At 44.0% G+C, this 25,984-nt stretch carries 20 protein-coding genes; 11 read left to right on the forward strand and 9 right to left on the reverse strand.

Going from position 1 to position 25,984, the window contains the following annotated elements; genetic code table 11:
* Positions 1-101: 101 nt before the first annotated feature.
* From K0I62_RS10240 to K0I62_RS10250, 3 genes are all read right to left on the reverse strand, one after another.
* On the reverse strand, positions 102-1,535 hold the full coding sequence (locus K0I62_RS10240; protein WP_220068067.1) for a DEAD/DEAH box helicase: 1,434 nt from the start codon (positions 1,533-1,535) through the stop codon (positions 102-104).
* A gap of 156 nt (positions 1,536-1,691) precedes the next feature.
* Positions 1,692-2,699, reverse strand: a complete 1,008-nt coding sequence (locus tag K0I62_RS10245) for a DUF2955 domain-containing protein (protein ID WP_220068068.1) — start codon at positions 2,697-2,699, stop codon at positions 1,692-1,694.
* Entirely contained in the window at positions 2,689-3,753 is a 1,065-nt protein-coding gene (locus K0I62_RS10250) for an HlyD family secretion protein (RefSeq protein ID WP_220068069.1), read from the reverse strand. The genes K0I62_RS10245 and K0I62_RS10250 overlap by 11 nt, the downstream gene beginning before the upstream one ends.
* A gap of 495 nt (positions 3,754-4,248) precedes the next feature.
* Between K0I62_RS10250 and K0I62_RS10255 the strand changes: the two genes are divergently transcribed.
* Both K0I62_RS10255 and K0I62_RS10260 read left to right on the forward strand, forming a co-directional pair.
* A complete protein-coding gene (locus K0I62_RS10255) occupies positions 4,249-5,472 on the forward strand; it encodes an HD-GYP domain-containing protein (RefSeq protein WP_220068070.1) in 1,224 nt (407 codons plus the stop codon).
* Between the two features lie 154 nt (positions 5,473-5,626).
* On the forward strand, positions 5,627-7,738 hold the full coding sequence (locus tag K0I62_RS10260; protein ID WP_220068071.1) for a glycoside hydrolase family 97 protein: 2,112 nt from the start codon (positions 5,627-5,629) through the stop codon (positions 7,736-7,738).
* Positions 7,739-7,748: 10 nt separating this feature from the next.
* On the opposite strand, the gene K0I62_RS19250 is transcribed toward K0I62_RS10260, so the two are convergent.
* Positions 7,749-7,874 (reverse strand): hypothetical protein, encoded by a 126-nt coding sequence (locus K0I62_RS19250; RefSeq protein ID WP_258404978.1) that lies wholly within the window; start codon positions 7,872-7,874, stop codon positions 7,749-7,751.
* A gap of 181 nt (positions 7,875-8,055) precedes the next feature.
* Between K0I62_RS19250 and K0I62_RS10265 the strand changes: the two genes are divergently transcribed.
* From K0I62_RS10265 to K0I62_RS10275, 3 genes are all read left to right on the forward strand, one after another.
* Positions 8,056-9,459, forward strand: a complete 1,404-nt coding sequence (locus tag K0I62_RS10265) for a M28 family metallopeptidase (protein ID WP_258404979.1) — start codon at positions 8,056-8,058, stop codon at positions 9,457-9,459.
* A 654-nt stretch (positions 9,460-10,113) separates the two neighbouring features.
* Positions 10,114-11,655, forward strand: a complete 1,542-nt coding sequence (locus tag K0I62_RS10270; protein ID WP_220068072.1) for an MFS transporter — start codon at positions 10,114-10,116, stop codon at positions 11,653-11,655.
* A gap of 29 nt (positions 11,656-11,684) precedes the next feature.
* On the forward strand, positions 11,685-14,183 hold the full coding sequence (locus K0I62_RS10275; RefSeq protein ID WP_220068073.1) for a glycoside hydrolase family 15 protein: 2,499 nt from the start codon (positions 11,685-11,687) through the stop codon (positions 14,181-14,183).
* Positions 14,184-14,318: 135 nt separating this feature from the next.
* On the opposite strand, the gene K0I62_RS10280 is transcribed toward K0I62_RS10275, so the two are convergent.
* From K0I62_RS10280 to K0I62_RS10290, 3 genes are all read right to left on the reverse strand, one after another.
* Entirely contained in the window at positions 14,319-15,272 is a 954-nt protein-coding gene (locus tag K0I62_RS10280; RefSeq protein ID WP_258404980.1) for a transporter, read from the reverse strand.
* Between the two features lie 126 nt (positions 15,273-15,398).
* Positions 15,399-15,914 (reverse strand): GreA/GreB family elongation factor, encoded by a 516-nt coding sequence (locus tag K0I62_RS10285; protein WP_258404981.1) that lies wholly within the window; start codon positions 15,912-15,914, stop codon positions 15,399-15,401.
* Positions 15,915-15,920: 6 nt separating this feature from the next.
* Positions 15,921-16,289 carry a hypothetical protein gene (locus tag K0I62_RS10290; RefSeq protein ID WP_220068074.1) on the reverse strand — a complete coding sequence of 123 codons (369 nt, stop codon included), beginning with the start codon at positions 16,287-16,289 and terminating at the stop codon, positions 15,921-15,923.
* A gap of 500 nt (positions 16,290-16,789) precedes the next feature.
* Between K0I62_RS10290 and fusA the strand changes: the two genes are divergently transcribed.
* On the forward strand, positions 16,790-18,883 hold the full coding sequence (fusA, locus tag K0I62_RS10295; RefSeq protein WP_220068075.1) for an elongation factor G: 2,094 nt from the start codon (positions 16,790-16,792) through the stop codon (positions 18,881-18,883).
* Positions 18,884-18,999: 116 nt separating this feature from the next.
* On the forward strand, positions 19,000-19,614 hold the full coding sequence (locus K0I62_RS10300; RefSeq protein ID WP_220068076.1) for a 3'-5' exonuclease: 615 nt from the start codon (positions 19,000-19,002) through the stop codon (positions 19,612-19,614).
* Positions 19,615-19,646: 32 nt separating this feature from the next.
* Here K0I62_RS10300 and K0I62_RS10305 read toward each other — a convergent pair whose 3' ends face one another.
* Both K0I62_RS10305 and K0I62_RS10310 read right to left on the reverse strand, forming a co-directional pair.
* Positions 19,647-20,669 carry a LacI family DNA-binding transcriptional regulator gene (locus K0I62_RS10305; protein WP_220068077.1) on the reverse strand — a complete coding sequence of 341 codons (1,023 nt, stop codon included), beginning with the start codon at positions 20,667-20,669 and terminating at the stop codon, positions 19,647-19,649.
* Positions 20,670-20,765: 96 nt separating this feature from the next.
* Positions 20,766-21,473: a DUF3334 family protein gene (locus tag K0I62_RS10310; RefSeq protein ID WP_220068078.1), complete on the reverse strand. Its 708-nt coding sequence runs from the start codon at positions 21,471-21,473 to the stop codon at positions 20,766-20,768.
* Positions 21,474-21,838: 365 nt separating this feature from the next.
* Between K0I62_RS10310 and K0I62_RS10315 the strand changes: the two genes are divergently transcribed.
* The 4 genes from K0I62_RS10315 to ptsP all read left to right on the forward strand — a co-directional run bounded on the left by K0I62_RS10315 (position 21,839) and on the right by ptsP (position 25,983).
* Complete coding sequence (locus tag K0I62_RS10315; RefSeq protein ID WP_220068079.1) at positions 21,839-23,476, forward strand: methyl-accepting chemotaxis protein; 1,638 nt, start codon at positions 21,839-21,841, stop codon at positions 23,474-23,476.
* A 104-nt stretch (positions 23,477-23,580) separates the two neighbouring features.
* Positions 23,581-23,967 carry an ACT domain-containing protein gene (locus tag K0I62_RS10320; protein WP_220068080.1) on the forward strand — a complete coding sequence of 129 codons (387 nt, stop codon included), beginning with the start codon at positions 23,581-23,583 and terminating at the stop codon, positions 23,965-23,967.
* 39 nt (positions 23,968-24,006) lie between these two features.
* The gene (locus tag K0I62_RS10325) at positions 24,007-24,264 is read left to right on the forward strand and encodes an HPr family phosphocarrier protein (protein WP_220071346.1); all 258 of its coding nucleotides are present in this window, start codon (positions 24,007-24,009) and stop codon (positions 24,262-24,264) included.
* 12 nt (positions 24,265-24,276) lie between these two features.
* Positions 24,277-25,983 carry a phosphoenolpyruvate--protein phosphotransferase gene (gene ptsP / locus K0I62_RS10330; protein WP_220068081.1) on the forward strand — a complete coding sequence of 569 codons (1,707 nt, stop codon included), beginning with the start codon at positions 24,277-24,279 and terminating at the stop codon, positions 25,981-25,983.
* Position 25,984: the final 1 nt, after the last annotated feature.

Here is a 25,984-nt window from a genome sequence, read left to right on the forward strand (position 1 = left end):
TCTATAAGTAAAATGAAAATATGAATTTCAAAATCCGCTAATCAAATCCAAAACCACCTGCCACAAAAAAGCCCTCGACTAGAGGGCTTTCTATTTTAACCTTACTCCTTCGGAGGCCGACTATCCGTCCAAGGATTAAAGGCTGGCTTTTGTTCAGCCTTGGGCTCTGCCTTTGCTTTAGCAGGCCTAGCCTTCTTGTCTGTAAAATTACCTTTATAGGGCGATGCCTTTTCATGAGACTTAGACTGTCCGCTAGGCTTATCTTCTTGGCGCTTATCCTTAGCATCCTTAGCATCCTTAGTGCCCTTCTCACCCCGGCTGGTTGACGCTTCGCCCCCCTTTTCACCTTGCTGCTCACGCTTGGCCTTAGGCACATAATTGAGAATCGAGGTAGGTACTGGCTTTCTTGGCGCAAAACCCTCTATCTCGCGGCGTTCGAGTAGATGTCCCAATCGGCTTTCAATCATACAAAGATTTTTAAAATCATCTTTCGACACTAACGATATCGCCTGACCCGCAGCTCCTGCGCGTCCCGTACGGCCAATACGATGGACATATTCGTCAGCAGGGAAAGGCAAGTCGTAGTTAATCACTAACGGCAGATTATCGATGTCGATACCTCGAGCGGAGATCCCTGTCGAAATAAGGTACTTAATTTTGCCACTCTTAAAGTCGGCTAAGATCTGCTCACGGATAGCTTGCGCGCGGCCGCTATGAATACAATCGGCCTCAATACCACGTTTTTCCAGCTGACTCACCAGCTTAGCAGCGCCGTGCTTTGTTTCAATAAATATCAGCGCCTGCGGCCAGTTATTCTCTTGAATTAGATGGCTTAGCAATGCAGATTTTTTATCTTTATCGACTGTAGTGAGCCACTGCTCAATATCGGGTTCACCTTGGCTATTCTTGGTAACAGACAAATGGATACCATTAGGAATATATTGCTTAGCAAGCTCTCTCACCTGACGAGACAAGGTTGCTGAAAACATCAGGTTTTGGCGTTCTTCTGGTAGGCTGTCGATGATCTTAGTAATATCTTCGATAAAACCCATGTCTAACATGCGATCGGCTTCATCTAACACTAACAGCTCTATTTCATCGAAATGGATCGCTCTTTGGGTATAGAGATCCCTAAGGCGCCCGGGTGTCGCCACCACAATATCGACACCTTCAATCAGTTGCTGCTTCTGGGGAGCAAGATCGACACCGCCATATATCGCCATCGATTTTAAATTCAGATACTTACCGTAATTTTGAATATGCTTGTCGACTTGAATCGCTAACTCTCGTGTCGGCGTTAAAATCAATGCTCGTGCACGTTTCTTTCGCTGTGTGTCGCCACTTGCCAGTTTATCTAAAATTGGCAGGACAAAGGTCGCGGTTTTGCCGCTACCTGTCTGCGCAGCGGCAATCAAACTTTTACCTTTTAATGCTAACGGTATCGCTTCGGCTTGAATGGGAGTCGGCGTGACATAACCTTGCTCAATGACAGCGTTAAGGATAAGCGGGTTCAAACCGAGTGTAGAAAATGACATGTAAGATCTCAAAATGATGCTTTTATGTTGGGATTAGGCTCATTGAACATCAGCGTTAAATGAGCCTAAGATCTGAACGAGTCAGTATAACAGTTTTATTTATTCTCCATAATGCTAGAAAGCGAATAACAAGATTTATCATGGTCTCTTAACCAGTTAATCATTTATTTTCTCTCGCAGAACCGGCTTATGTTTGGTTAAGTTCAAAATAAGTGCACCAATAAGGACAGAAATAACAATCGAGACCAAACGCATAAATTCAGCAGATAATGACTCACTCCCTTGCTGTTTAATGACTTGATAGACCAACACCACAAAGTTGGTGAACAGTAGTTGATAGATGGTCAAAGTACACTGTCTTCTAATTGCAAAACAAGCAAGTTGTAACCCAAGAAAAATCGTCACGCCCAACAGCACCCATGTTGCAACTCCAAACCTAAATAGAAACATTAAGGGTAAAGTGAATAAGATCCCTACTGCGGTTGTCACTATTTTAGTTTGACTAAATGTGCGGTGTTCTTCAGGATTAGGGATCTTAATCATACTACTGATTGTAATGGCAATAAGTATAGACTGTGCGCTACCCGAGCCCACTAATGCAACTAACACCACACTCATTGCTGTGGCTTTAAACACGATAAGACCCATATGGGTCTCAGCGCCCTCAGTACTGGTTTCATCAGGTAGAATATCCTGCTCATCACCAGGGAAAATAACAAAGCTCAAGTAAGTCACAAGCAATGCAACCACAAAGGCTTCAAACATTAACCAAGGTAATACATCAATAGGTGCACCGAGTTGGACACTCATTACTGTCATTATGATCACGACCATAATCACTAAAGTAGAGATCAGATCTTTGGGATCATGATGACTTCGATAAAAACACCAAAACAGCATCGACCAACAAAAAAGCGCATATCCCGTCGGCGTATCAATGAGCAGCCCACCGAGAAATACAACCCCAAAACTGACAAACATCAGCACCAAAAGGAGTTTTAGCAGCATGTTAAGTGGTGGTTTTGAGGGCATAATTGTCAAAAAAATCACCACAAATATCGGCGCGAGTATAGGCAAAGCCACGCCATGATACTGCTGATAAAACAGCAGTATCACGGGAAAAAAAACGAGCCTAATAATGGAATTCGCTGGATTACGAAACATAAGTCCACACGCTCAATATGTTCATCCATATACCAGCTAACCATTCGCCAAAGGAACTCTGTTCAGTAAAGAACGCCACTGTAGCTTGAGAGCCATATCGAATATTTTTAGGGACGTCACCATTTTCGAACACTATGTTCACAGGATAGCGCTGTGCTTTCATCGAATTAGTATCCGCACTTAAAAAGCCGGTAGATTGGTCAATATTATTGCTTCCGCCAGTACCCCAACCGATACTTTCAACCTTGCCATTGAGCACTCTGCCCGGTAAGGCATCGAGTACAATTTCCACTCGATTTCCGACTCGAATATGCTCCAGAGAGTTCTCTCTAACTAATGCCGATATCCACACACCGCGAGGGTCAATAAAGGTTAATAATGGTGAGCCAACTGAAGCGTTTTGCCCTTCGGTGAGTTGAAGGTTTGTGACAACCCCTTTAGAAGGCGCTCTGACTTGGGTTTTTTGTAGATCAAGTTGTGCTTTCTCTAACGCTGCCATTGCAGCCAAAATTTGTGGATTATTTTCACCTGCAGGTCCAAGGCTATGCTTAGCTTGGGTAAGTGAGGCTTCAGCCGCTTCAAGATTAGCTTGAGCACGATCACGAGCTTCAATCGCATTATCAAGCTCAGCCTTACTTAACACACCTTGGCCAGCAAGTTCGCTAATCCGTGATGCCTGTTCTCTGGCATTATTACGTGCAGCCAAGGCGTCAATGACTTTCGCCTGAGCCACTTCGACTGCCGCCGTGCTTGCACCAATATTTTGTCCCGCTGTAGCAAGGTTGGCTTCGGCGGTTTGCAGGCTTATCTGATAGTTTCTTGGATCAATCTCAAATAGCGGCTCGCCGGCTTCTACAATTTGATTATTCTTAACGTTTACATCGATAATATTGCCCGAAACTTCGGCGGCAATCCTGACCAAATAGGCATGCACTCTCGCCTCACCTGTCATTGGCGTTACCCGATCGGCCCACAAGCTGTAAAGCCAGACCCCGACGATCAATCCAATGATATAGAAACTCATTTTTCGAGATGATTTTTCTGCTGCAGACATATGAAATACTCTTTTGCGTTTAGTCTAACATGGTAAATTCAGTTCAAAGAGGTATCAAATCACTAGGGCCAGCTGAACTTTTGCGATTAAATTTTGTTCGATACAAAAACGGGTTAATCGAGTCGAATGGATTGCTGCTTAGTAAACTAAGCAAAATATCTAACAATTCGCTGCAAAAACAACCTTAAAAGATCAACATACGCTAGCCAAAACACCTTAAATAACATCTTGTTAACAATAAAATTTGTAAACATATTTATAAACTACTCCACGCTAAAAAGCTAACGCTAATCATCATTGATAACATCAACCCAAATAACCCACAAACAACAGAAGCTTTAGTTAATGGCTAACTTATCGTTGTCACATAATAAAATTAAGCTCAACTTACGTAAAAATAGGGCAATATCAAAAGAAGTTTCTAAATTTGACTTAATAAACTACTATTATTCAACAGCAGTTTTTAATTCGCTGAAAGTGAAGGAAATCAATGGAATGAACATCCCATCTCGTTACTTTTCGAGGCCGATGCCACAAGGTTTAACCGATACGCTCCCCCTCTGGCGTCGCCTCATCTTCAAACGTTTATTTGGATTTTTAGCACTGCTGTGTGTTCCGGTTTACTTGACTAGCGTCTACTTATGTATCGTCGGCGATCTCTGGTCAATGGCAATCGTTGACACCCTAGCTTATGGCTTATTGCTTTACATATTATTGTCAAAAACCTTATCTGAGCGTAACCGATATTTAATCGGGTGTCTGCTGGCATACGGTATCGGTTTCGCTTTTCTCATCACGATAGGCCCGACCGGTGCCGGTTTTTTTTGGTTGTTTGTTTTTCCTCCACTAACCGCCATTTTGCTGGGAAAAAAAGCCAGTATTTTTGCCCAGTTCCTTAATGCGTTTTGCTTATTAGTCGTTGGCGGCGCATTTCATCTTGCACAACTTAATTGGCCACTAACAGCTGGCTACACGACCTTTATCTGGTTCGTCGTGAGTATCAATTTTATCGTAACTAATGCCATGGTTACTCTATCTACCTCATTTTTACTCGGTAAATTAACTCGCTCCCTTGAGTCTACATTAGCCTCCAGAGAAGCGACCGTAATGGGTCTAGCTAAGCTTGCAGAGTATCGAGATAATGAAACAGGTGCGCACCTTATTAGAATGCAGCACTATTCCAGTATGCTAGCGAGCGAACGCAAAAATGATGAAGATGCGCCACAAGAACTGACAAGCGATTTTATTCATGAGATCACACTCTCTTCGATGTTGCATGATATCGGTAAAGTCGGTATATCAGATGCCATCTTATTAAAACCTGGCCGCCTAACACCTGAAGAGTTCGATCAAATCAAAGCGCACCCAGCCATAGGCGCGACAGTGCTTGAGAGTCTGTTAACTTACGCGCCACAATGTAAGTTTATTCAAATGGGTAAAGATATCGCTGGCGGACACCATGAAAAATGGGATGGATCCGGCTATCCCAAAGGATTACAAGGTGAAAACATTCCTTTATCGGCCCGTATAGTCGCATTAGTCGATGTTTATGACGCCCTAACCTCACCTCGCTGCTATAAGCGCCCCTTTAGTCATCAAGAAGCGATGTCGCTCATCGTCGAGGGTAAAGGATCACATTTTGATCCAAAGTTAGTTGAGAGCTTTATTAAAATTAATCAACAATTTGAGAAGCTATCGAAAACATCATTAGAGGAATAGCCCACACTAAGCAAAAGCCCCCTGCTTATGACCGTTAAATCTGTATCCCGCCATATACCATAACCTGAATACGTATGCAGCCAATTGCTCGGACAGATAATAAACTTCTACCATGGGTCAGTAACAATAAAAAAACAATGACTATGGAGCGTCGATGGACTCTATTATTAAAACGGTGGCAAAACAAAGCGTTGCTTTATTCCGCAACAAATATACTAACCTAGCGTTTTCTGTGTTGGCAGCCCCAGCGCTTCTCGGTATATCAAACATGGCGCTGGCAAAAACAGTTGTTGTTAGCTCCCCTGAAAAACAGATAGTCGTTGAACTGACAGATAACAATCAAGGTCCACAATATCGAGTGCTATTTCAGGGTCAGCCAGTTATTAATGACTCAAAGCTTGGCTTGGTATTTCAATCTTTAGGCGAATTTGGCTCAAAATTCACCATTGAGGAAACCCAAACCTCTAAAGTCGCACGTAAATGGCAACAGCCTTGGGGAGAACGCCAATGGGTCATTGATAGACACAATGGCTTAAGCACCAAATTGAGTAACGGTAAATACTATTTTTACGTCGATATTAAAGCCTTCGATGATGGCGTTGGCTTTCGTTATCGCGTCCCCAAACAAGCCGATCTAAACCAGCTTAATATCACCCAAGAGTTAACCGAGTTTTCAATAGATCAAGCGGACAAAGCAACGGCGTGGTGGATACCAGCAAGAGGCTGGAACCGCTACGAATACCTGTATAACAAGACCCCACTGACAAAAATAGACAGAGTACATACGCCATTTACTTTTAAACTCGACAATGGCGTACACATGAGTATTCATGAAGCCGCGCTGGTGGATTACGCCGCGATGACCCTAGATCAACGTAGAGATGGGATCCTTCGGGCCGATCTTACACCTTGGTCAGATGGACTAAAAGTGAAAACCCACGCTGGGTTTTCAACCCCTTGGCGTACCATTCAAATTGCTAATAATGCCACAGGTTTGCTCAACTCAGATCTCATTTTGAATCTCAACGAACCCAATAAGCTCGGTGATGTCACTTGGGTTGAACCTGGGAAATATGTGGGGATTTGGTGGGGAATGCATCTCAATGAAAACACCTGGGGATCGGGCGATAAGCACGGCGCAACCACCGACGAGACCAAACGATATATGGATTTCGCCGCCGATAATGGCTTTGCGGGCGTGTTAGTTGAAGGCTGGAATATCGGTTGGGACGGCAGCTGGTTTCATAATGGCGATGTGTTTAGTTTCACAGAGACTTACCCAGATTTTGATCTCCCCGAGATCGCGGCCTACGGTGCAACTAAAGGCGTGCGTCTAATTGGTCACCACGAAACATCGGGATCGGTAACCAACTATCGTAAGCAGATGACGGACGCTTATGATATGTACCAAAAATATGGTGTGACTCAAATAAAAACAGGATATGTGGCTGATGGTGGTGATATCAAGCGCGTCGATGCTGATGGCATCATTCGGCATGAATGGCACGATGGTCAGTTTATGGTCAACGAATATCTACATAGCGTCACAGAAGCCGCCAAACGCCAGATCAGCATCAATACCCATGAGCCGATTAAAGACACGGGACTTCGCCGCACCTATCCTAACTGGATAAGTCGTGAAGGCGCGCGTGGTCAAGAGTTTAACGCATGGGGAACGCCGCCAAATAACCCGTCCCATACCACCACCCTCGCCTATACTCGCATGCTCGCAGGCCCTATGGATTTTACGCCGGGGATCTTTGACTTAGCGCCTAAAGGGTTAGATGCCGTCAATCGTGTCCAAACTACCCTTACTAAGCAGTTAGCCCTCTACGTCGTGCTTTATAGCCCAATTCAGATGGCAGCCGATCTCCCTCGTAACTATGCAAAGCATCCCGACGCTTTTAAGTTTATTCAAGATGTGCCAACCGATTGGCAGCAAAGTATCGCGCTTGCAGGCGAAGTGGGCGAATATGTTGTTTTTGCTCGGCAAGAGCGAGGCGGTAAAAGCCATGGGAATGACTGGTACTTAGGCGCAATAACCGATGATACCGCCCGTAAAATTGAGATCGATTTAGACTTTCTAGAGCCAAACAAACGCTATGAAGCACAAATCTACCGTGATGGTGATAAAGCTAACTGGCGAACGAAGCCCTACGATTATGTCATTGAAAATCAGCTAGTTAACCATAAAGATAAACTTACCCTATCCCTTGCAAGCAGCGGTGGGACGGCTATTCGCTTTAAAGCGCTCAATAAACGCTAAAGACTTCACCCTAACTAAAACTCTCGATGCGGCAGTGCAAACGAGCCGCATCTAAAGCCACCAACAGATTAAGCTCTGCGCGACACTCATCCTCACAGCAAGCATCGTCCTCATTAAACTCTGTTCGCTGTAACATCTACTCACTTTTTTACTGTTATTTTTTTGTACACTTATTGCTACTTTTTGATACTGTTACTGACTATTTGTGTGCTCACGTCACAAAACAGAAAGCGTGATGGCCATTTTATCAACGATACTTATCGACCAACTTACGACAATATTTATAGCCAAAACTTGTATACAAAAATAATGAGGTAATGATGCACATTCGCCCGACAACCCACAGGTTTCACACTCTATTGCTGCTTTTGCCTTTAGGGATCACTACCGCGACAGCGACAGTATCATCACAAACGCCAAACACTCCTCAAATGGCGCCATCAAACGAAGATCTACGTCTTTATGATATTGCCACTGCCACACAAGGTCAGCGCATCATTAAGGATATTCAAACCTTAGTCGATTTTGGTACTCGCCATACTCTGTCTGATACGACGTCAAATACCCATGGGATTGGCGCTGCGCGTCGCTGGGTGAAGGCCGAATTTGAGCGCATATCGGCGCAATGTGGCAATTGCCTCGATGTCATTGAAGTGGGCGCTAAGGTCTCTGGTAAACGTATTCCCACAGAAAGTGAAGTGATCAATATCATCGCCATTCAAAAAGGCAAAACAGACCCTAATCGCGTAGTGATGATGAGCGGTGATATCGATTCACGTGTGAGCGATGTCATGGACTCAACCTCTACCGCCCCTGGCGCTAACGATAATGCCTCTGGCGTAGCCGGCGCGTTAGAAGCCGCGCGAGTGTTATCAAAATATCAGTTCGAAGGCACCATTGTTTATGCGGCGCTGTCGGGTGAAGAGCAAGGCTTATATGGCGGCGCAGCCCTTGCCGATTATGCCAAAAACCAAGGCTGGCAGGTAGAAGCTGTGCTTAACAACGATATGATAGGTAACATCGAAGGGATCAACGGTGTGGTGAGTAATCACACGGTACGGGTTTTTTCAGAAGGTGTGCGTATCGCAGAGACTCCTAGCGAAGCAAAAGAGCGTTATTTCAGTGGAGGCGAGAATGATTCGGCCTCTCGTAATCTTGCCCGCCATATTAAATCCCTTGCCGATCAATATATGACGAATCTGGATGTGAAATTAATCTACCGGTTAGATAGGTTTGGGCGCGGCGGCCACCATCTGCCGTTTAACAAAGCCGGACTCCCTGCCGTTCGGATAATGGAGACTAACGAAAATTACAATCGCCAGCATCAAGATATTCGCCTCGAAAACGGTATCGCTTATGGTGATGTTATGGAGGGGGTTGATAAGGTTCTTACGGCAAAACTCACCGCATTAAATGCCATAAGTCTCGCATCAATGGCTTGGGCACCGACACCACCGAGTAACGTTAAAATAAGTGGCCAAGTCACTGCTGACACCACACTCAATTGGCAAAAATCAAACCAAGCTAATGTGGCAGGATACCGTGTATATTGGCGCAATACCACAGAGAGTGAATGGAGTCACAGCCGTTATGTTGGTCACGTCGACCAATTTACTTTCAACAACTTGGTTATAGATAACTACCTATTTGGTGTTGCCGCAGTGGGTCACAATGGCAACACTAGCCCTGTGGTATTCCCCGGCGCTGCGGGTAAGTTTTAGTACAAAAGATCCACGCCAAATAAACCGCAGTAAAATCATCTTGGCTACAGGGATAACAGTGCAATGTTAGTATTAAGCATTGCGCTGTTAAATTAACCTCTTTATCTTTTTGACCAATCAATCCTTCCCACTTCCCACCAATTCAAGTTAATAACAGGATGCGCAAAAGTTAATGCGCAGTGATGAATACGTATGTAATCGGTTGTAGGTGAAATCGGCTCAGGGGTAACATGCAGAGGTGTTTAATTTCATGTTGTGTGATCCATATGGAATTGACTAGGTCGAACCGACTCAGGTTGAAGTAAACTGTTTCTACTTCATTTGAGTCGCTCTAGCGTCTCTATCTACTCATCTAGGCGACAGCCTTGAGAAAGTAGAACCCGAGCTGTTAGCGAATACCCGTGTAGGGAAGCGTGTATTCGCTATTTTTTTATCGAGACTCAAGAAACCCAGTTAGTGTGCCCAAATTGGCACACTAACTCCGAAGCTAAATCTTGCGCCAAAAGTGCTCTAAGTGCTCTAAGTGCTCTAAGTGCTCTAAGTGCTGAATGAAGCCATGAATTAGGCCTTTTGAACAAGAACTACCTAAAAAGAAGCTAGACAAAATAGAACAATAAAAACACCATAACCCTTATAATAACAAGAGAAAAATTGATGACTGACATTGATTCAAGTGCTCAGCAAATTCACACCAAACCCATGCTTAATTTTTGGCAAATTTTCAATATGTGCTTTGGGTTTCTTGGCATACAGTTTGGATTTGCGCTGCAAAATGCCAATGTTAGCCGCATCTTTCAAACATTAGGCGCCTCAATAGATGATATTCCAATATTGTGGATTGCCGCGCCGCTTACAGGATTGTTGGTTCAACCTATTATTGGCTACATGAGCGATAATACTTGGGGCCGCTTGGGCCGTCGTCGCCCCTACTTTCTTATTGGCGCTATCTGCACCACTCTAGCCCTTTTTGTGATGCCTCACTCCCCAGTGCTTTGGGTGGCAGCTGGTATGTTGTGGATCATGGATGCATCGATCAACATTGCTATGGAACCCTTTCGTGCCTTTGTCGGTGATAACCTGCCTAACCAGCAGCGAGCCCAAGGTTATGCAATGCAAAGCTTCTTTATCGGCATCGGCGCAGTGATTGCCTCAGCGCTGCCCTATATATTGACTAACTATTTTAATGTCGCCAATACCGCGCCCCCTGGCGAAATTGCCGACTCAGTACGCTACGCCTTTTACTTTGGCGGCGCAGTCCTATTGTTGGCGGTGTGCTGGACTGTATTTACGACCAAAGAATATTCGCCACAAGAGCTCGCTACATTTGAATCTCACGAGCAGCACGCTTTTACAGCCCAGTACACTCGAACATGGCAAGCCTACCGAAAAGCGGCAGTTATCTGGAGCCTAATAGGCGCAGTATTAACAAGCTTAGTTCTACTTAAATCACTCGATAAACAGCTGTATATTCTAACGTTAGGAGTTTTCGCTTTCGGGCCGCTGCAATGGTTTTGCAGCTTGCGTCTACAGCATCATAGCGATGTTGAACGCGATGAGCAGGGAATGATATTTAGCGTTATTGACTCACTATTTCATATGCCCAAGGCGATGCGTCAGCTCGCCGTTGTGCAGTTTTTTTCTTGGTTCGCGCTGTTTTCGATGTGGATCTACACCACAGCAGCCGTCACCGACTATCACTATGGTACCCAAGATGTATTATCTAAGGCCTATAATGATGGCGCCGATTGGGTCGGAATGCTATTTGCCTCTTACAATGGATTTTCAGCATTAGCGGCACTGTTAATTCCCCTACTAGCCATGGCCGTAGGGCTCAAGTTTACTCATTTAATCAATCTCTTCTGTGGTGGTCTCGGACTTATTAGTTTCTATTTCATTAACGATCCAAAGTTACTTTGGCTGCCTATGATAGGCGTGGGCATCGCTTGGGCTTCTATTTTATCGATCCCCTATGCCCTGCTATCAAATGTACTACCTGCAGAAAAGATGGGGATCTACATGGGAATTTTTAACTTCTTCATTGTTATTCCTCAACTATTAGCCGCTAGCGTACTCGGGGTGCTCTTAAATACCTTCTTCGATGGCCAACCCATTTTTGCCTTAATCATGGGTGGAAGCTTTATGTTGTTGGCAGGAATAAGCGTGTTATTTGTGTCATCTAACCCTGCAAAACAATAACTAATACTAACTGACAACGGACTTGCCTAATGACTATCAAGCCAATCCTTTTTAGCCGATCACTGATTGCCGTATCGCTCAGTGCCTTCCTCTTTGGTTGCGGAGCAGAATCGAGCCCCCCTGCAGACACTAGCGCTAAAACCCCAGCCACTGTGGCACCGGGAGCGCCAGGTGCATCACCGACTTGGGCGTTTTCAGGTAAAACAGGAATAGGCACCTCCTATGAACCCTATACAACAACCGATTTACGCGCTGGGGAATACAAAGACAGCGCTGCCAACGCTGTTAGCAGAGTTTGGTTCTCGTTAGCACAAGGGGTGCTAACCGAAACCATGTATGGGCTTATTCATAATGCCCAGCTAAAAGAAGCACAGTTTATTATCGCGGGTAAAGGTTTTGTCGACGCCGAAAAAGACAACACAGTCACGAGCATAGATTATTTGCATAAGGATGACGCAGGTCGGCCACTATCGCTCGCCTATAAAGTGGTCAACAAAGATATTGAAGGCAAATACCAGATAGAAAAACATTTTTTTACCGATCCCGATCGTGATGCCTTAATGATGAAGGTGATCTTTACCGCTTTTGAGCCAGGAATCACGCCCTACCTTTATGTTAATCCCCATGTCGATAACAGTGGTGCCAATGATATCGCCAGCATCAGTAGCGACGGCACGACTTTATTTGCCGAAACGGGTAACAAAGATTCCACAGTGATTTCCATCAAAGCCGATATCCCATTCGTAAAATCGAGTGCGGGGTTTGTTGGGCGCTCTGATGGCATGACAGATCTTAAGCAAAATGGACACATGGATTGGCAGTATCAAACGACAACCGACCACAATAGTCCAACAGGTAATGTGGCGTTAACCGCTCAGCTGCCTAGCCTTAAAGTAAGTCAAGATGGCGCACCCAGCCTAAGTGCGACTTTTGTCATTGGTTTTGGCCCAGATAAAACAAGCAGCATAGCGACCACTAAAGCGACATTAGATAGCGGTTACGACAAAGTGTTGAGTCGTTATAACGGTGAAGGCGAAGCGCTTGGCTGGCAAGATTACCTCGCTTCTCTCGATACACTACCAGCAATGACAGCCAATACGACTGATAATGGTAAACTCTTGTATGCCAGTGCGCTGGTACTAAAAGCACAGGAAGATAAAACCCATGCAGGGGCGCTGATCGCCTCCTTGTCTAACCCTTGGGGTGATACCGTTTCTGCCTATAAGGGGAGTACTGGCTATAAAGCAGTATGGCCACGAGATTTCTATCAATGTGCGATGGCCTTTCTCGCCATGGGAGACAGCCAAACTCCAAAAGTTGCCTTTGAATACTTAAAGAAAGTCCAAGTATCGGCGCAAACACTCGGATATCAAGGGGTACCGGGTTGGTTCTTGCAAAAGACCCATGTCGATGGCGAAATTGAATGGGTTGGTGTGCAACTCGATCAAACTGCTATGCCTATCATGCTAGGTTGGAAGCTTTGGCAAGCTGGGGTATTAACCGATATTGAGATCAGCCATTGGTATCATGAGATGCTGAAACCCGCGGCCGAATTTTTGGTAACGGGTGGCGATATTAACTTAGATTGGAACCACACCAGCATTACGCCACTTAAGACACAACAAGAGCGCTGGGAGGAGCAGCAAGGTTACTCGCCATCGACAGCGGCAGCCGTCATTGCAGGCTTAATCGCAGCGAGCGACATTGCTAAACAAAGTGGTGATCAACAAGGCGCGATTCGTTATCTCGATGAAGCGAAGCTGATGGACTCTCGCCTTTCCGAATTAATGATCACGACCCAAGGTTTGCTCAATGAAAAAGACAATAGTCAAGCCCGTGACACTGCACCTTACTATGTTCGCCTTGCGCCAACTGGACAACCTAATAGCAGTGAAAAACTGGCTGACAACAATGGTAAAACGGGTCTTGATCAACGGCTAATATTAGACGGCGGTTTCTTAGAGCTTGTGCGCTACGGCGTGCGCAGCGCCGATGATCCAACCATTAATCATACTGTTAGCCTGATTGATAATATGGCGCTAGAAGATAATCTTAGGGTCAAGTACCTATTCACCACCCAAGATGGCAGGCAGATCCCTGGCTTTAGACGTTATGGCAATGATGGCTATGGTGAAGATACTCAAAGTGGCGCTAACTATGCCGAATCAGGTAGTAATACGAGCAATCAGCGAGGACGAGTATGGCCGTTCTTTACTGGCGAGCGAGGTCATTTTGAACTAGCCAAAGCGTTAGCAACTGGCACATTGACCGCGGAGCGCCACTCGCAATTAAAAAATCAATATGTAAAAGGAATGGAATATTTTGCTAATGATGGCCTAATGCTGCCAGAGCAAGCATGGGACGGCGTCGGCCACCCAACGCGATACCATTATCAGCAAGGACAAGGTACAAACTCGGCTACACCACTCGCCTGGACCCACGCCGAATATGTCAAATTAGTTCGCTCGATGACAGACAATCAAGTTTGGGATAAATACCCTATCGTATCGCCAGCGTTAACCGAGTGATTGCGGTGAGCTGATAATAAAAACCAGTCGCTTTGCTTTACCTAAAATTAAGCGACTGGTTTTTTTGTTTTTAACGCGCGAATCTTTACTGCATCTTAGATATCTACAATGCACTGACGTATGCACCGACTAGGTCTAAAAACGATACATCCAAAAGGCACCAAATGAATCGAAATCATTACCAAAGCGGGTTAGCACTCCCGTGCTGTAGTTAAGCTTAATGCTGTTAACAGGGTTTATTGCCATTGAATAGGTTATTCCAAAGCGTGAGTTATCTTGATTATCATCTGAATTGACGCCATTTTTAATCGTCTCCCCGCCAAAAAAATAATTACTATTGAGCGAGATCCAGTGCCCTGGGCCTATGGTGTAAATAAGATGCGCTTGCAGTGTATACTGAGGATCTTGTGCTAATGTCCCCTTACCCAGATATTCATTGTTATCACCATAAAACCGTACCGAGGCGATCACGTTATAATACCAATCACCTAATTTTTGCGACATTCCAACGCCAGGCCTTAATATCCAACGGTTAGCGCTGGCATTAAGTAATTTATCAACATTATAGCTACCAATCGGAGCCGTTACCTCCAAACTGGTGCCAACCACAACGCCTTGTTGCCAAGAGGCAAACTCTTCTATTTCCAAGGCGGGTGCGCCCAAGAAATTCCATGTTAATTTAAGTGTGGGATCGTTATAACCACAATTGTCCGCTTCAATCCGCTCACCATTTAAGATAGCACTACCTTCAAAACAACTTCGAGCAAGGGCTAAATCCACTTTCGCGCTGCGCCCAGCGAGTTCAAATGAGCGCACATAGGCTAACGCTGCAGTATTGATATTAAGTTGAGCATCTTTGAGTAATACACCTGGAGAAGGTGACACACCGCCTTCAGAATGAAGATAACCAGTGGCAAGAAAGTTGATGTTGATGGGGATATTGGTATAGCTACGAGGCTCTAAATCTTGGGCGTAAGCGAAATTTGAAACCGACAGAATGATAAGTAACACAGCGCTATAACGATAAGTATCACAATATTGTAATACCTGACTAATGAAGGAAGTCAGTTTTATCTTAGATAATCGCATCTATAATTCCATTTAGCCAACTAAGGAGAAAATGATTTAGTCCCTAATTAGTAAGTTACTTTATCTTTCTCCTTTATCAATAAAAATTTTGACCATTACGCCCCTATCTTAATCACAAGCTTAATCTCAAGCGACCAAAGAGATCAGATACCGCTTTTGCTCTCCACCGATATGAATAACCACCTCATCATCTTGATAGCGGCCCATCAAAACCGCCCCCAAAGGAGAGGATGGTGTGATCACCATGACTTCATCTAATCCCTGCGGCAGATTAGTCACTTTTAAAGGTAATTTAACCCTTACACCGCCAGCCGCGGGGCCAATAAAAAGTAGCTGAGTTCTGTCTTCACCATCCCTCACCACCACGACAGCACCGAAGTCGATGGCGTCATAGATACCGAACCCTCTGATGTTCAAAGCATCAAACATCGCCTCAGCCGTTTTACAGTCTGCAACTCGCTGCGCTTGTCCATGAGCTAAATAAGACGCTTCCAGACCAAAGGTTTCATATTTACTTCGGGCCACAGTCTCACTGTGAGTCGCCGTTTCATGCGCTTGATTTGCAGCGGTGATGGCAACTTGGGTGAGCGCTTTAAGCTGATCGCTAATAACCGCGAAAATGACCGTTTTATCTATTCGCAAACGAGATCACCCACCAGAGTTAATGCTGATCAGCTTTTCGATAAAACGTTTTACCGCTGCCTCGTCGTTAAATTTAAATCCGAGGCCATAATGGATACCGTTTAAGCTCTTCTGAATGCGTTTGGGAAACCGCGTCATTTCACTGTTATGAAAATAGCCCTCTTTATGACTCACCCCTTCAATAGCCGATAATTCAGATAAAAAGATCTCATATGCTGGACGGATCACCAGCTGACAATCGCGCTCGCTGCCATGGAGATAAAACGGCTCTTTCAATGCAGGTAACATATATTCTGTGATTTTTTTGATGGTAAAGTTAGTTCTGCAGTTGAGTAAACTCAAAACCGCGACTAAACCACTATGTTCAATGGCCAAGATCAACGCTCCTAAAATAGTTGCTCGAATAGAGACTAATGAGCCCAATTCGATTTGGCTAGCACAATAGCAAATATCAGATACGGCGGCTTGCTTTAAATTCCCAATAAGATTAAAAAGACGGTATGCCAACTTCTAACGGCAATAACCTGACTATTGCAAATGAATACCAGCCTATTAAAGAAGCAGATTGCTAATAAACTGGTGTAAAAACAACTGTGAACCCGAAACTGGACCCAAACATAATAATCAGTAATGAACTGAGCTCATATTTGAACAAAATGATATAAAGAAAAAAACCGTTAAAGCTAACAGGCTAAAAATGCAGCAAACATAGAAATAACAAGGCTTTTAGCAAACGTCGATAAGCCGTTATCCCATCAAAAGCAGACCTAATTGGTGAAATTTGAACGATTTTAATAAAAATCTATAAAAGAATTCTAAAAGTATTGATATACTTCCCCCCGAATTTTAGAACGTAACTCCAATAGAGTAGAAAAATGACTGATTTATCAAAGTACAGAAACATTGGTATCTTCGCTCACGTTGATGCGGGTAAGACCACCACAACTGAGCGTATTCTTAAACTAACCGGTAAGATTCATAAGCTCGGTGAAGTTCATGATGGTGAATCTACAACCGACTTCATGGAACAGGAAGCTGAGCGTGGTATTACCATTCAGTCTGCTGCTGTAAGTTGCTTCTGGAACGATCACCGTTTTAACGTTATCGACACCCCTGGCCACGTTGACTTCACAGTTGAAGTTTATCGTTCTCTTAAAGTACTAGACGGTGGTATCGGTGTATTCTGTGGTTCTGGTGGTGTTGAACCACAATCAGAAACCAACTGGCGTTATGCGAACGAATCAGAAGTTGCTCGTATCATCTTCGTAAACAAGTTAGACCGTATGGGTGCTGACTTCCTACGTGTTGTTAAGCAAACTAAAGACGTTCTAGCTGCCGTTCCACTAGTAATGGTTCTACCAATCGGTATCGAAGATGAGTTCAAAGGTGTTGTTGACCTACTGACTCGTAAAGCTTGGATATGGGATGAAACTGGCGAAGCTGAAAACTACACCATCGAAGATGTTCCAGCTGACATGGTTGACCTAGTTGAAGAGTACCGTGAACAGTTAATTGAAACTGCCGTTGAGCAAGACGATGACCTAATGGAAGCTTACATGGAAGGCGAAGAGCCATCTATGGAAGATATTAATCGTTGTATCCGTAAGGGTACTCGTGACCTAGCATTCTTCCCTACATACTGTGGTTCTGCTTTCAAGAACAAAGGTATGCAGCTTCTACTAAACGCAGTTGTTGATTACTTGCCAGCACCAGACGAAGTAGATCCACAGCCTCTTACCGACGAAGAAGGTAACGAGACTGGCGAACACGCTATCGTTTCAGCTGACGAGCCACTAAAAGCGCTTGCGTTCAAGATTATGGATGACCGTTTCGGTGCCCTAACCTTCGTACGTATCTACTCTGGTCGCATCAACAAAGGCGATACCATTCTTAACAGTGCAACTGGTAAGACTGAACGTATCGGCCGTATGTGTGAAATGCAAGCCGATGAACGTAACGAACTTGAATCAGCTCAAGCGGGTGACATCATCGCTATCGTAGGTATGAAGAACGTGCAAACTGGTCACACTCTGTGTGATGTTAAGCACCCTTGTACTCTTGAAGCCATGATATTCCCAGAGCCAGTTATCTCTATCGCTGTTGCGCCAAAAGATAAAGGCGGCTCAGAGAAAATGGGTATCGCTATCGGTAAGATGATCGCAGAAGATCCATCATTCCGCGTTGAAACTGACGAAGATTCAGGCGAAACCATCCTTAAGGGTATGGGTGAACTTCACCTAGACATTAAGGTAGACATCCTGAAGCGTACTTATGGCGTTGACCTAATCGTTGGTGAGCCTCAAGTAGCATACCGTGAAACTATCACTCAAGAAATTTCTGATAGCTACACGCACAAGAAGCAGTCAGGTGGTTCTGGTCAGTTCGGTAAGATCGACTACACCATCCGTCCTGGTGAGCAAAACTCTGGCTTCACGTTCAAGTCATCTGTTGTTGGTGGTAACGTACCTAAAGAATTCTGGCCTGCTGTTGAAAAAGGTTTCGAGAGCATGATGCAGACTGGTACCGTTGCAGGCTTCCCAGTACTTGACGTTGAACTAGAACTGACTGACGGTGCTTTCCACGCAGTTGACTCGTCAGCTATCGCGTTCGAAATCGCTGCTAAAGGCGCTTTCCGTCAATCTATGCCAAAAGCGGGTGCACAACTTCTTGAGCCTATCATGAACGTTGACGTATTTAGCCCAGATGACAACGTTGGTGACGTAATTGGTGACCTTAACCGTCGTCGCGGTATGATCAAAGATCAAAACGCTGGTGTAACAGGTGTTCGTATCAAGGCTGAAGTACCACTTTCAGAAATGTTCGGTTACATCGGTTCACTACGTACAATGACATCTGGTCGTGGTCAGTTCTCTATGGAGTTCGCTCACTACAACCCATGTCCAAACAGCGTTTCTGAGAAAGTTATTGCGCAAGTTAAAGAGCGTAAGGCTGCTGAAGCTAAGAAGTAATATTACTTTTTAAGCACGCTTGCTAGCTATAAAACCCTAACGATGCAGATCGTTAGGGTTTTTCTTTTTATCTCTATTGAAAACCGAATAAAAGAGTCGAACACAAAGGAGAAAACGTGACAGAAGCAAACAGTGTTGTAATACTCGACTTTGAAACCACAGGACTCTCGCCTACCCAAGGCGACCGCGCAATCGAAATTGGCGCAGTCAAACTCGAGAAAGGTATCGTCGTAGATACGTTTCAGCAGCTAATGAATCCAGGGTTTCGCATCACTAGCTTTATAGAACAATACACAGGGATCACTAATGAGATGTTAAGTGATGCTCCTGGCTGTAAACAAGGAATGGCGGACTTTGCTGATTTTATTGGCGATGCAAAACTGGTTGCTCACAATGCGAGCTTTGACCAACGCTTCTTAGAGGCTGAGCTGTCACGCATTGGCCGGCAATATTCATCGCCATTTGCGTGTTCCATGCTACTTGCAAGACGAATTTATCCAGATGCCCCCAATCATCAATTAGGAACCTTAGTCAGTTACAATCGGATTCAACACGATGGGGTATTTCACCGGGCATTAGCCGATGCACAGATGACGGCAACGTTATGGCAACACATGTTGGGCACATTAGCCGAGCGCTGGCATTGCCATAATCCAAGCTTCGAGCTGATGTTAAGCTTACAAAAGCAATCCAAGGCCAATATCAGCAAGTTTTTAACCAAATATGTATAACTGAATCGTTTTAACACAACAGCTTTAACTCATCAGCTACCGCACGACTGACGCTCAACTAAATTCGTCGGAATAAGTTGATTAGAAACCTGCTGACCTTTTATCAATTTCAACAAACTTTCGACCAAGATTTCCCCTGCTAATTTGGTATTTTGTTTCACTGTCGTCAATGCCGGATTAGCAAAACTTGCCACAGGAATGTCATCATAACCCACAACGGCAATATCATTTGGCACATCAAACCCCTGCTCTTTTAACGCTCGAATAGCGCCAATAGCAATGAGATCACTGGCGGCAAAAATAGCGTCAAACTCAACCTTTGATCGAATAAGTGCTAACGTCGCATCATAACCTGAGCTTTCAGTACTAATGGCATCGATTTGTAATGCTGCGTTACATTTAATATCGGCATCTTTAAGCGCCTGTTGATGGCCTAAATAACGTTCTTGAAACTCAGGACTATGACTCGATGCATCACCAATAAAAGCGATTTTTTTACGGCCTTTTTTTACAAGATGTTCAGTTGCAATAATGCCACCTTGGCGATTATCACAACCAATCGATAATACAGAAGACTTGGTTTGCGCGGCTCCCCAAATAACAAAATGGGTATTTTGCGCTAACAGTTTTTCTAGCTTCGCCTCATAATCCATGTAATCGCCATACCCCAGCAAAATAATGCCATCGGCTTTATTGCTGTCTTCATAATCAGCATGCCAATCACTGCTAAGCTGTTGAAAAGAAACTAAGAGGTCATAACCTTGTTGTGCAGTCGCACGAGTGATCGAACCAAGCATAGACAAAAAAAACGGATTGATCAGCGAATCATCATTGGTGGGATCTTCACACAGTAACAGCGCTAACGTTAAGCTACTTTGTGTACGTAAATTACTGGCATTTTTATCTACTTTGTAATTGAGTTCCTTCGCTATTGCTTGCACTTTCAAGCGGGTTTCTTCATTAACTAATGGACTATTGCGTAGCGCTCTAGAAACCGTTGATTGGGACACTCCAGCCCTATAAGCTATATCTATTGAGGTCGCTTTTGTTGTCATCGTTGTTGCTACCCTTTAACCTAAAATGGTCGCCGAGTAGCACTCGCCGACCAATACCATACAACTTAAATAGCTAACCAATTAATCTGCACTTGATTAGATACCTAGCTCCTTCATTAAATCATCAGCATCATCGACGACTACGGCACCTTTAACACCTTGTGACCAGGTTGTAGATCCGAGAATGTTACTGCTTCCATGACCATGCTGGGCAAGTAGTGCATCAGGATCGTGTTCTTCATCATTTACAAAATCAGCTAACTTTATAAACTCTGTCTTATCCATCGCGAATTCAAGATAAAAAATATGGTTTCTCTCAGTCTTAAATGCCACTCGGCGCGCAACAGCTTCATCTAAGTTAGTATCAATAGAGATGGTGAGTTCTTTATTAATGGTCAGCATTTTTGGCTGACTCTGATTAATGGATGTCTGTAATTCTTTGTTAACCTTAACGATAAAGTCACCTAAAATTTGATTCATTAGCTCACCCATCACATCACCTACTTCATCAGACGTGTGTGAAAAAGCAAACTCAGATTCAGGCATCCCCATCTGTGTCATATAAGCTTGGTATATTTCGACAGCGGCTTGCGCAGAGAAGTTAATTACCACTAAACCAGAAAACCCGCCATCAAATATGGAGAAACAACCTAAATCAGGCTTAAGGCAGGTTTTAGTAATACTTTGCACCATAGCCGCATGAGATACTTGGCTAGAAGTTGTACTCGAAAGAACATGAGAAACCGAATGGCAAAGCTTTAATAAAATATCGTCAGAGGTGATCACTTGAGATGTCATAGTCATGTTACTAACCGAAAAGAATCAATACTTAATTCTGCGCTCTATTGATGTAAAAATCAAAGTGAAAACAGCGGATTAGTATAGCACTGCAACAAATTGGCGCATATTTCTATACAAGTTATTGAATACTTGCGATTTACAAATATGTTACAGCCTACAACTTTAGTTGCAAATTTGCATAAAATGTCGGTTTCGCATTGAAATAGCTGATGTTAATCAGGCCTGTTTCAGTACAGTTAAGTAATAGCGTGAACTGATTCAACTATACGGCCAATAATCGACAGATTAATTTAGTATTTGTTCAATTTAATATAGATAACAGGTATATTTGTAACACTGTTACCTAACGCTACCGTGTAAGGATTATCATGTTAGCTATTTTAAGACGATTCACTATTCTGCAACGCCTTATTTTTATGTTAATACTTGCAGCAATTGGTACATTTGTATTTGGTAGTTTTTCCATCAACGAGCAACGCAATAGTCTAATTGCTCAAAAATGGATACAAAATGACGCACAGTTATCGACCATATTGAGTGTCCTCGACGCACACGAAAAACAAGCTCAGCAAGGTTTAATGACTCAAGAAGAGGCAAAGAAAACCGCGAGCAAGCTTGTTCATAGCATAAAATACGGTTCTGATGGCTTCTTTATTATATTTAACGCTAAGCAAGTCGTCATCGCTCACGGTGCAAGCTCCAACGCCTTGGGTACGCACGTTAGTGGCTTAAAAGACAGACAGGGACAATCCACAATCAGTCAATTGGTAAACGAAGCCAATTCAAAAGGCATTGCCTACGCGACATTCGACACTGTTAACCCTCTTAACAATAAGCAAGAAACAGCGTTAATGGAGGCTCGCCGCTTCAACTCGTGGGGCTGGACGATTGTCACAGCGTCCTATATGAGTGATGTCAACGACACGTTAATTTCTCTACTGTTTAACTACTTTATCATTATGATGCTGATCTCAGTTCCGATTTTTGCATTTTTCCTTGTATTAAATCACTCTATTAGTTCTCCCCTGACCCAAGCAATTGAAGCGATGAAGGATATTGCACAAGGTGAAGGAGATCTGACTAAACGTCTTCCGACAAAAGGTAACGATGAAGTCGTCGAACTTGCTAAGGCATTTAATATCTTTGTTGGTAAAATCAACATGATGGTCGCAGATCTTCAACCCGTTGGACAAAACCTAAATTTGGACGCCGATAGATTACTCTGTGCCGTGGGCGAATCTAATGCCAGCGTGGATCACCTCCATCAAGAAACCAGTAGTGTTGCTACGGCAATCAATCAAATGTTGTCAACAACACATGAGATGGCAAGCAGCACTCAACAGGCGGCCGATGCAGCAAATAGCGTAAAAGAGCAAGCACTCGACAGCAAAACGCAAATGGACAGCACTGTACTCAATGCTGAGAAACTGGTTAATGAGCTACGAAATGCCGAATCAATCACTCAACACTTAGGCGTATCGTCAGAACAGATCGGTAGTATTTTGGATGTCATTCGCGGAATTGCCGATCAAACTAATCTATTGGCACTCAACGCGGCCATTGAAGCTGCACGCGCCGGAGCGCACGGCAGAGGCTTTGCCGTGGTTGCCGATGAGGTCCGGGCACTAGCAAACCGCACTCAAGACTCTACCAATGAGATCCAGAAGATCATTACTGATATCCAAAATGGTGTTGCTAGCGTGATGACGAGTAACAGCCAAACTCAGGATCAGTCAGAGCAATTGCAAAGCCAAGCGCAAGCCGTTGGTGTATCTCTTAGCTCGATTTTAGATCTTATCGCTCATATCAGTGATATGAATACCCAACTGGCCAGTGCAACAGAAGAACAATCTTTAGTTACTGAAGAAATTAATCGTAACATCTGTAGCATTACCGAACTCTCTGAAGTCTCTGTTAAGGCTAACGAGAGCAATCGATTGGCAGCACAATCTTTACGAGAGATAAGCCAAACCAGCACTAAGATTTTAGGGCAGTTTAAAGTCTAACCCATCGATTTATCACAAAAAGGAGAAGCAAATGGCTTCTCCTTTTTTTTACCTAAACTATGATAAGCTTAGTCCCACTATATAACTAAAGTGACCAAGTAATCATGGCTCGAATGACGTTAGCGGTACATCCTCAGCTCTATAGCATTCATAGCTTTACTCCTGATAGTAAAATCGATCCACAAGTATTTGAACAACCCATGTTTTTTATTGGCAAGACCAAAGATGAACTGTCGGTTGTTGTACCAGCTGACCTATCGCTAAAGAGTCTAGAGATTGAAAGTGACTGGCGCTGTTTCGAGGTGGTAGGCCCCTTAGGATTTTCAATGACAGGTATTTTAGCTAGTGTCTCAGGAACATTGGCGAATGCTAAAGTCAGTATTTTTGCCATTTCAACCTTTGATACCGACTATATCCTAGTTAAAAAAGATAAACTTGAACTCGCCATACAAGCTCTTAAAAAAAACAATTATCAGATTATTCATTATTAGCCGTTTACGGTTAATATGACGCAGTAGAGAATCACGATGATATATGAAAAAACCGTTACTATTACGGCTGAACATGGTATCCATACACGACCAGCAGCACTTTTAGTCAAAGAAGCAAAACAGTACGATTGTGATGTTTTGGTCGAATGCCACGGCAAACAAGCGAGCGCCAAAAGCCTGTTTAAACTACAAACCTTAGGTCTTTATAAAGGTGTCTCTGTCACCGTTAGCGCGGAAGGAGAACAGTCGCAGCAGGCTGTTGAAAGAGTCTCTGAGCTGCTTATCACACTTAGCTAAAAGGGTATATGAATGATAATTAAAGGAATTGCCGTTTCAGCGGGTATCGCTTTAGGTCAAGCAAAAGTACTTCAACCGCTAGACAACAAACTCGATTATCATCTACTTCCCCCTTCGCAACTTCGTTTTGAAAAAATATGCCTAGATAATGCCATTGCCACACTCGTTAGTCAGATAAAAAACAGCGCCTTACATCTACAACCCGATAGCGAGCATTACCAGTTAATCGAAGCCGATTTAATGCTGCTCGAAGATGAAGAGTTGCAACAGGAATTACATGTCGCCATCGCTAAGCAACAATTTTCTGCAGCCTTAGCAGTAGAGCACACCTTTGCCAAACAGGCACAAGCGATGCGAGATATGGACACGCCCTACCTCTGCTGCCGCGCCGAAGATGTCCTCTCCTTAGGACAACGCCTCATTCAAATACTGCTGACAGGCGAATCTACAGAGTTATCCAATATCCCCGATAACAGCATTATCATCGCCAAAGACATTACTCCAGCAGAGTTTGCCACGCTTCCGTTAAATAGATTAAAAGGCTTAGTGCTGCAAACAGGCGGCGTGACCAGTCATACCGCAATTTTGGCCCGTAGTGCATCAATCCCCACGCTGATGAGTTGTCCGTGTGATTTAGCGCTTATCGCCAACGGGACCCCTATCGCCTTAGATGCGATATCGGGGGAGCTAATTATTGACCCGACTGAAGCGCAAGTCGCACGATTAAAAGTCGCGCTGCAACAAGCCATCGAACGTAAAGTTGGCTTAGAGCAATTTAAAAACCAAGCAACACAGACCCAAGATGGTCATAAGATCTCGCTACTCGCTAATGTGGGTTGTATCAGCGAAATCAATCATCTAGCGGATGTTGGTGCCGAAGGTGTTGGGTTGTTTCGTACCGAATTTATGTTTATGAATAACCACGAATTGCCCGATGAACACCAACAATACCAGCTTTATTGTGATGCGCTTCAGTTACTTAACGGCAAGCCATTAACGATACGGACAATCGATTTGGGGGCAGATAAAGAGGTGCCCTCTTTATCCATGATAAAAGAGGAAAATCCAGCACTGGGCGTACGCGGCATTCGTTACACCTTGAACCATCCGCAATTATTTAGTGCGCAGCTGCGTGCGGTTCTTCGTGCAGCGAATCACGGCGCGATTCGATTGATGTTCCCTATGGTTAACCAAGTCGAAGAGTTAGAAGACGCCCTAGCCCTCATTGAGCGATGTAAAGATGAACTCAATGAAGCGGAAAAGGGCTTTGGTGATATCACTATTGGCATTGTGGTTGAAACCCCTGCCGCAGTGATAAACTTAGACTCCATGTTACCTTTACTTGATTTTATCAGCATTGGAACCAATGACTTAACCCAGTACACTATGGCCGCAGACCGTACCAGTCCTTATCTTATTGATAAATATCCGGTACTGTCACCTGCTATTATCAAGTTGATCGCCCAATCAATATCCAGCGCAAAAGCCGCAAATGTGCAAGTATCCATGTGTGGTGAATTGGCGAGTAATCCCAATGCTACCGCGTTACTTATTGGCCTAGGCATTGATGAGCTAAGTGTCAGCGTCGCAGCACTATTAGAAATAAAGCAGGAGCTCAGTCGATGGCGCTATGAGGATTGTGTAAAACAGGCCGAGCAGGCAATGGTGATATCGCGCATAGATAAACTAAATGAATTGCTAACACGCTGTCACTCTTGAT

Source organism: Shewanella psychrotolerans (assembly GCF_019457595.1).
GTDB classification, from domain to species: Bacteria; Pseudomonadota; Gammaproteobacteria; order Enterobacterales; family Shewanellaceae; genus Shewanella; species Shewanella psychrotolerans.

What these genes read in the sequence shown, in the direction of transcription:
- K0I62_RS10240 (WP_220068067.1), bottom strand. Translation starts at nt 1,535, where the DNA reads ATGTCATTTTCTACACTCGGTTTGAACCCGCTTATCCTTAACGCTGTC.
- K0I62_RS10245 (WP_220068068.1), bottom strand. Translation starts at nt 2,699, where the DNA reads ATGTTTCGTAATCCAGCGAATTCCATTATTAGGCTCGTTTTTTTTCCC.
- K0I62_RS10250 (WP_220068069.1), bottom strand. Translation starts at nt 3,753, where the DNA reads ATGTCTGCAGCAGAAAAATCATCTCGAAAAATGAGTTTCTATATCATT.
- K0I62_RS10255 (WP_220068070.1), top strand. Translation starts at nt 4,249, where the DNA reads ATGAACATCCCATCTCGTTACTTTTCGAGGCCGATGCCACAAGGTTTA.
- K0I62_RS10260 (WP_220068071.1), top strand. Translation starts at nt 5,627, where the DNA reads ATGGACTCTATTATTAAAACGGTGGCAAAACAAAGCGTTGCTTTATTC.
- K0I62_RS19250 (WP_258404978.1), bottom strand. Translation starts at nt 7,874, where the DNA reads ATGTTACAGCGAACAGAGTTTAATGAGGACGATGCTTGCTGTGAGGAT.
- K0I62_RS10265 (WP_258404979.1), top strand. Translation starts at nt 8,056, where the DNA reads ATGATGCACATTCGCCCGACAACCCACAGGTTTCACACTCTATTGCTG.
- K0I62_RS10270 (WP_220068072.1), top strand. Translation starts at nt 10,114, where the DNA reads ATGACTGACATTGATTCAAGTGCTCAGCAAATTCACACCAAACCCATG.
- K0I62_RS10275 (WP_220068073.1), top strand. Translation starts at nt 11,685, where the DNA reads ATGACTATCAAGCCAATCCTTTTTAGCCGATCACTGATTGCCGTATCG.
- K0I62_RS10280 (WP_258404980.1), bottom strand. Translation starts at nt 15,272, where the DNA reads ATGCGATTATCTAAGATAAAACTGACTTCCTTCATTAGTCAGGTATTA.
- fusA (WP_220068075.1), top strand. Translation starts at nt 16,790, where the DNA reads ATGACTGATTTATCAAAGTACAGAAACATTGGTATCTTCGCTCACGTT.
- K0I62_RS10305 (WP_220068077.1), bottom strand. Translation starts at nt 20,669, where the DNA reads ATGACAACAAAAGCGACCTCAATAGATATAGCTTATAGGGCTGGAGTG.
- K0I62_RS10310 (WP_220068078.1), bottom strand. Translation starts at nt 21,473, where the DNA reads ATGACTATGACATCTCAAGTGATCACCTCTGACGATATTTTATTAAAG.
- K0I62_RS10315 (WP_220068079.1), top strand. Translation starts at nt 21,839, where the DNA reads ATGTTAGCTATTTTAAGACGATTCACTATTCTGCAACGCCTTATTTTT.
- K0I62_RS10320 (WP_220068080.1), top strand. Translation starts at nt 23,581, where the DNA reads ATGGCTCGAATGACGTTAGCGGTACATCCTCAGCTCTATAGCATTCAT.
- ptsP (WP_220068081.1), top strand. Translation starts at nt 24,277, where the DNA reads ATGATAATTAAAGGAATTGCCGTTTCAGCGGGTATCGCTTTAGGTCAA.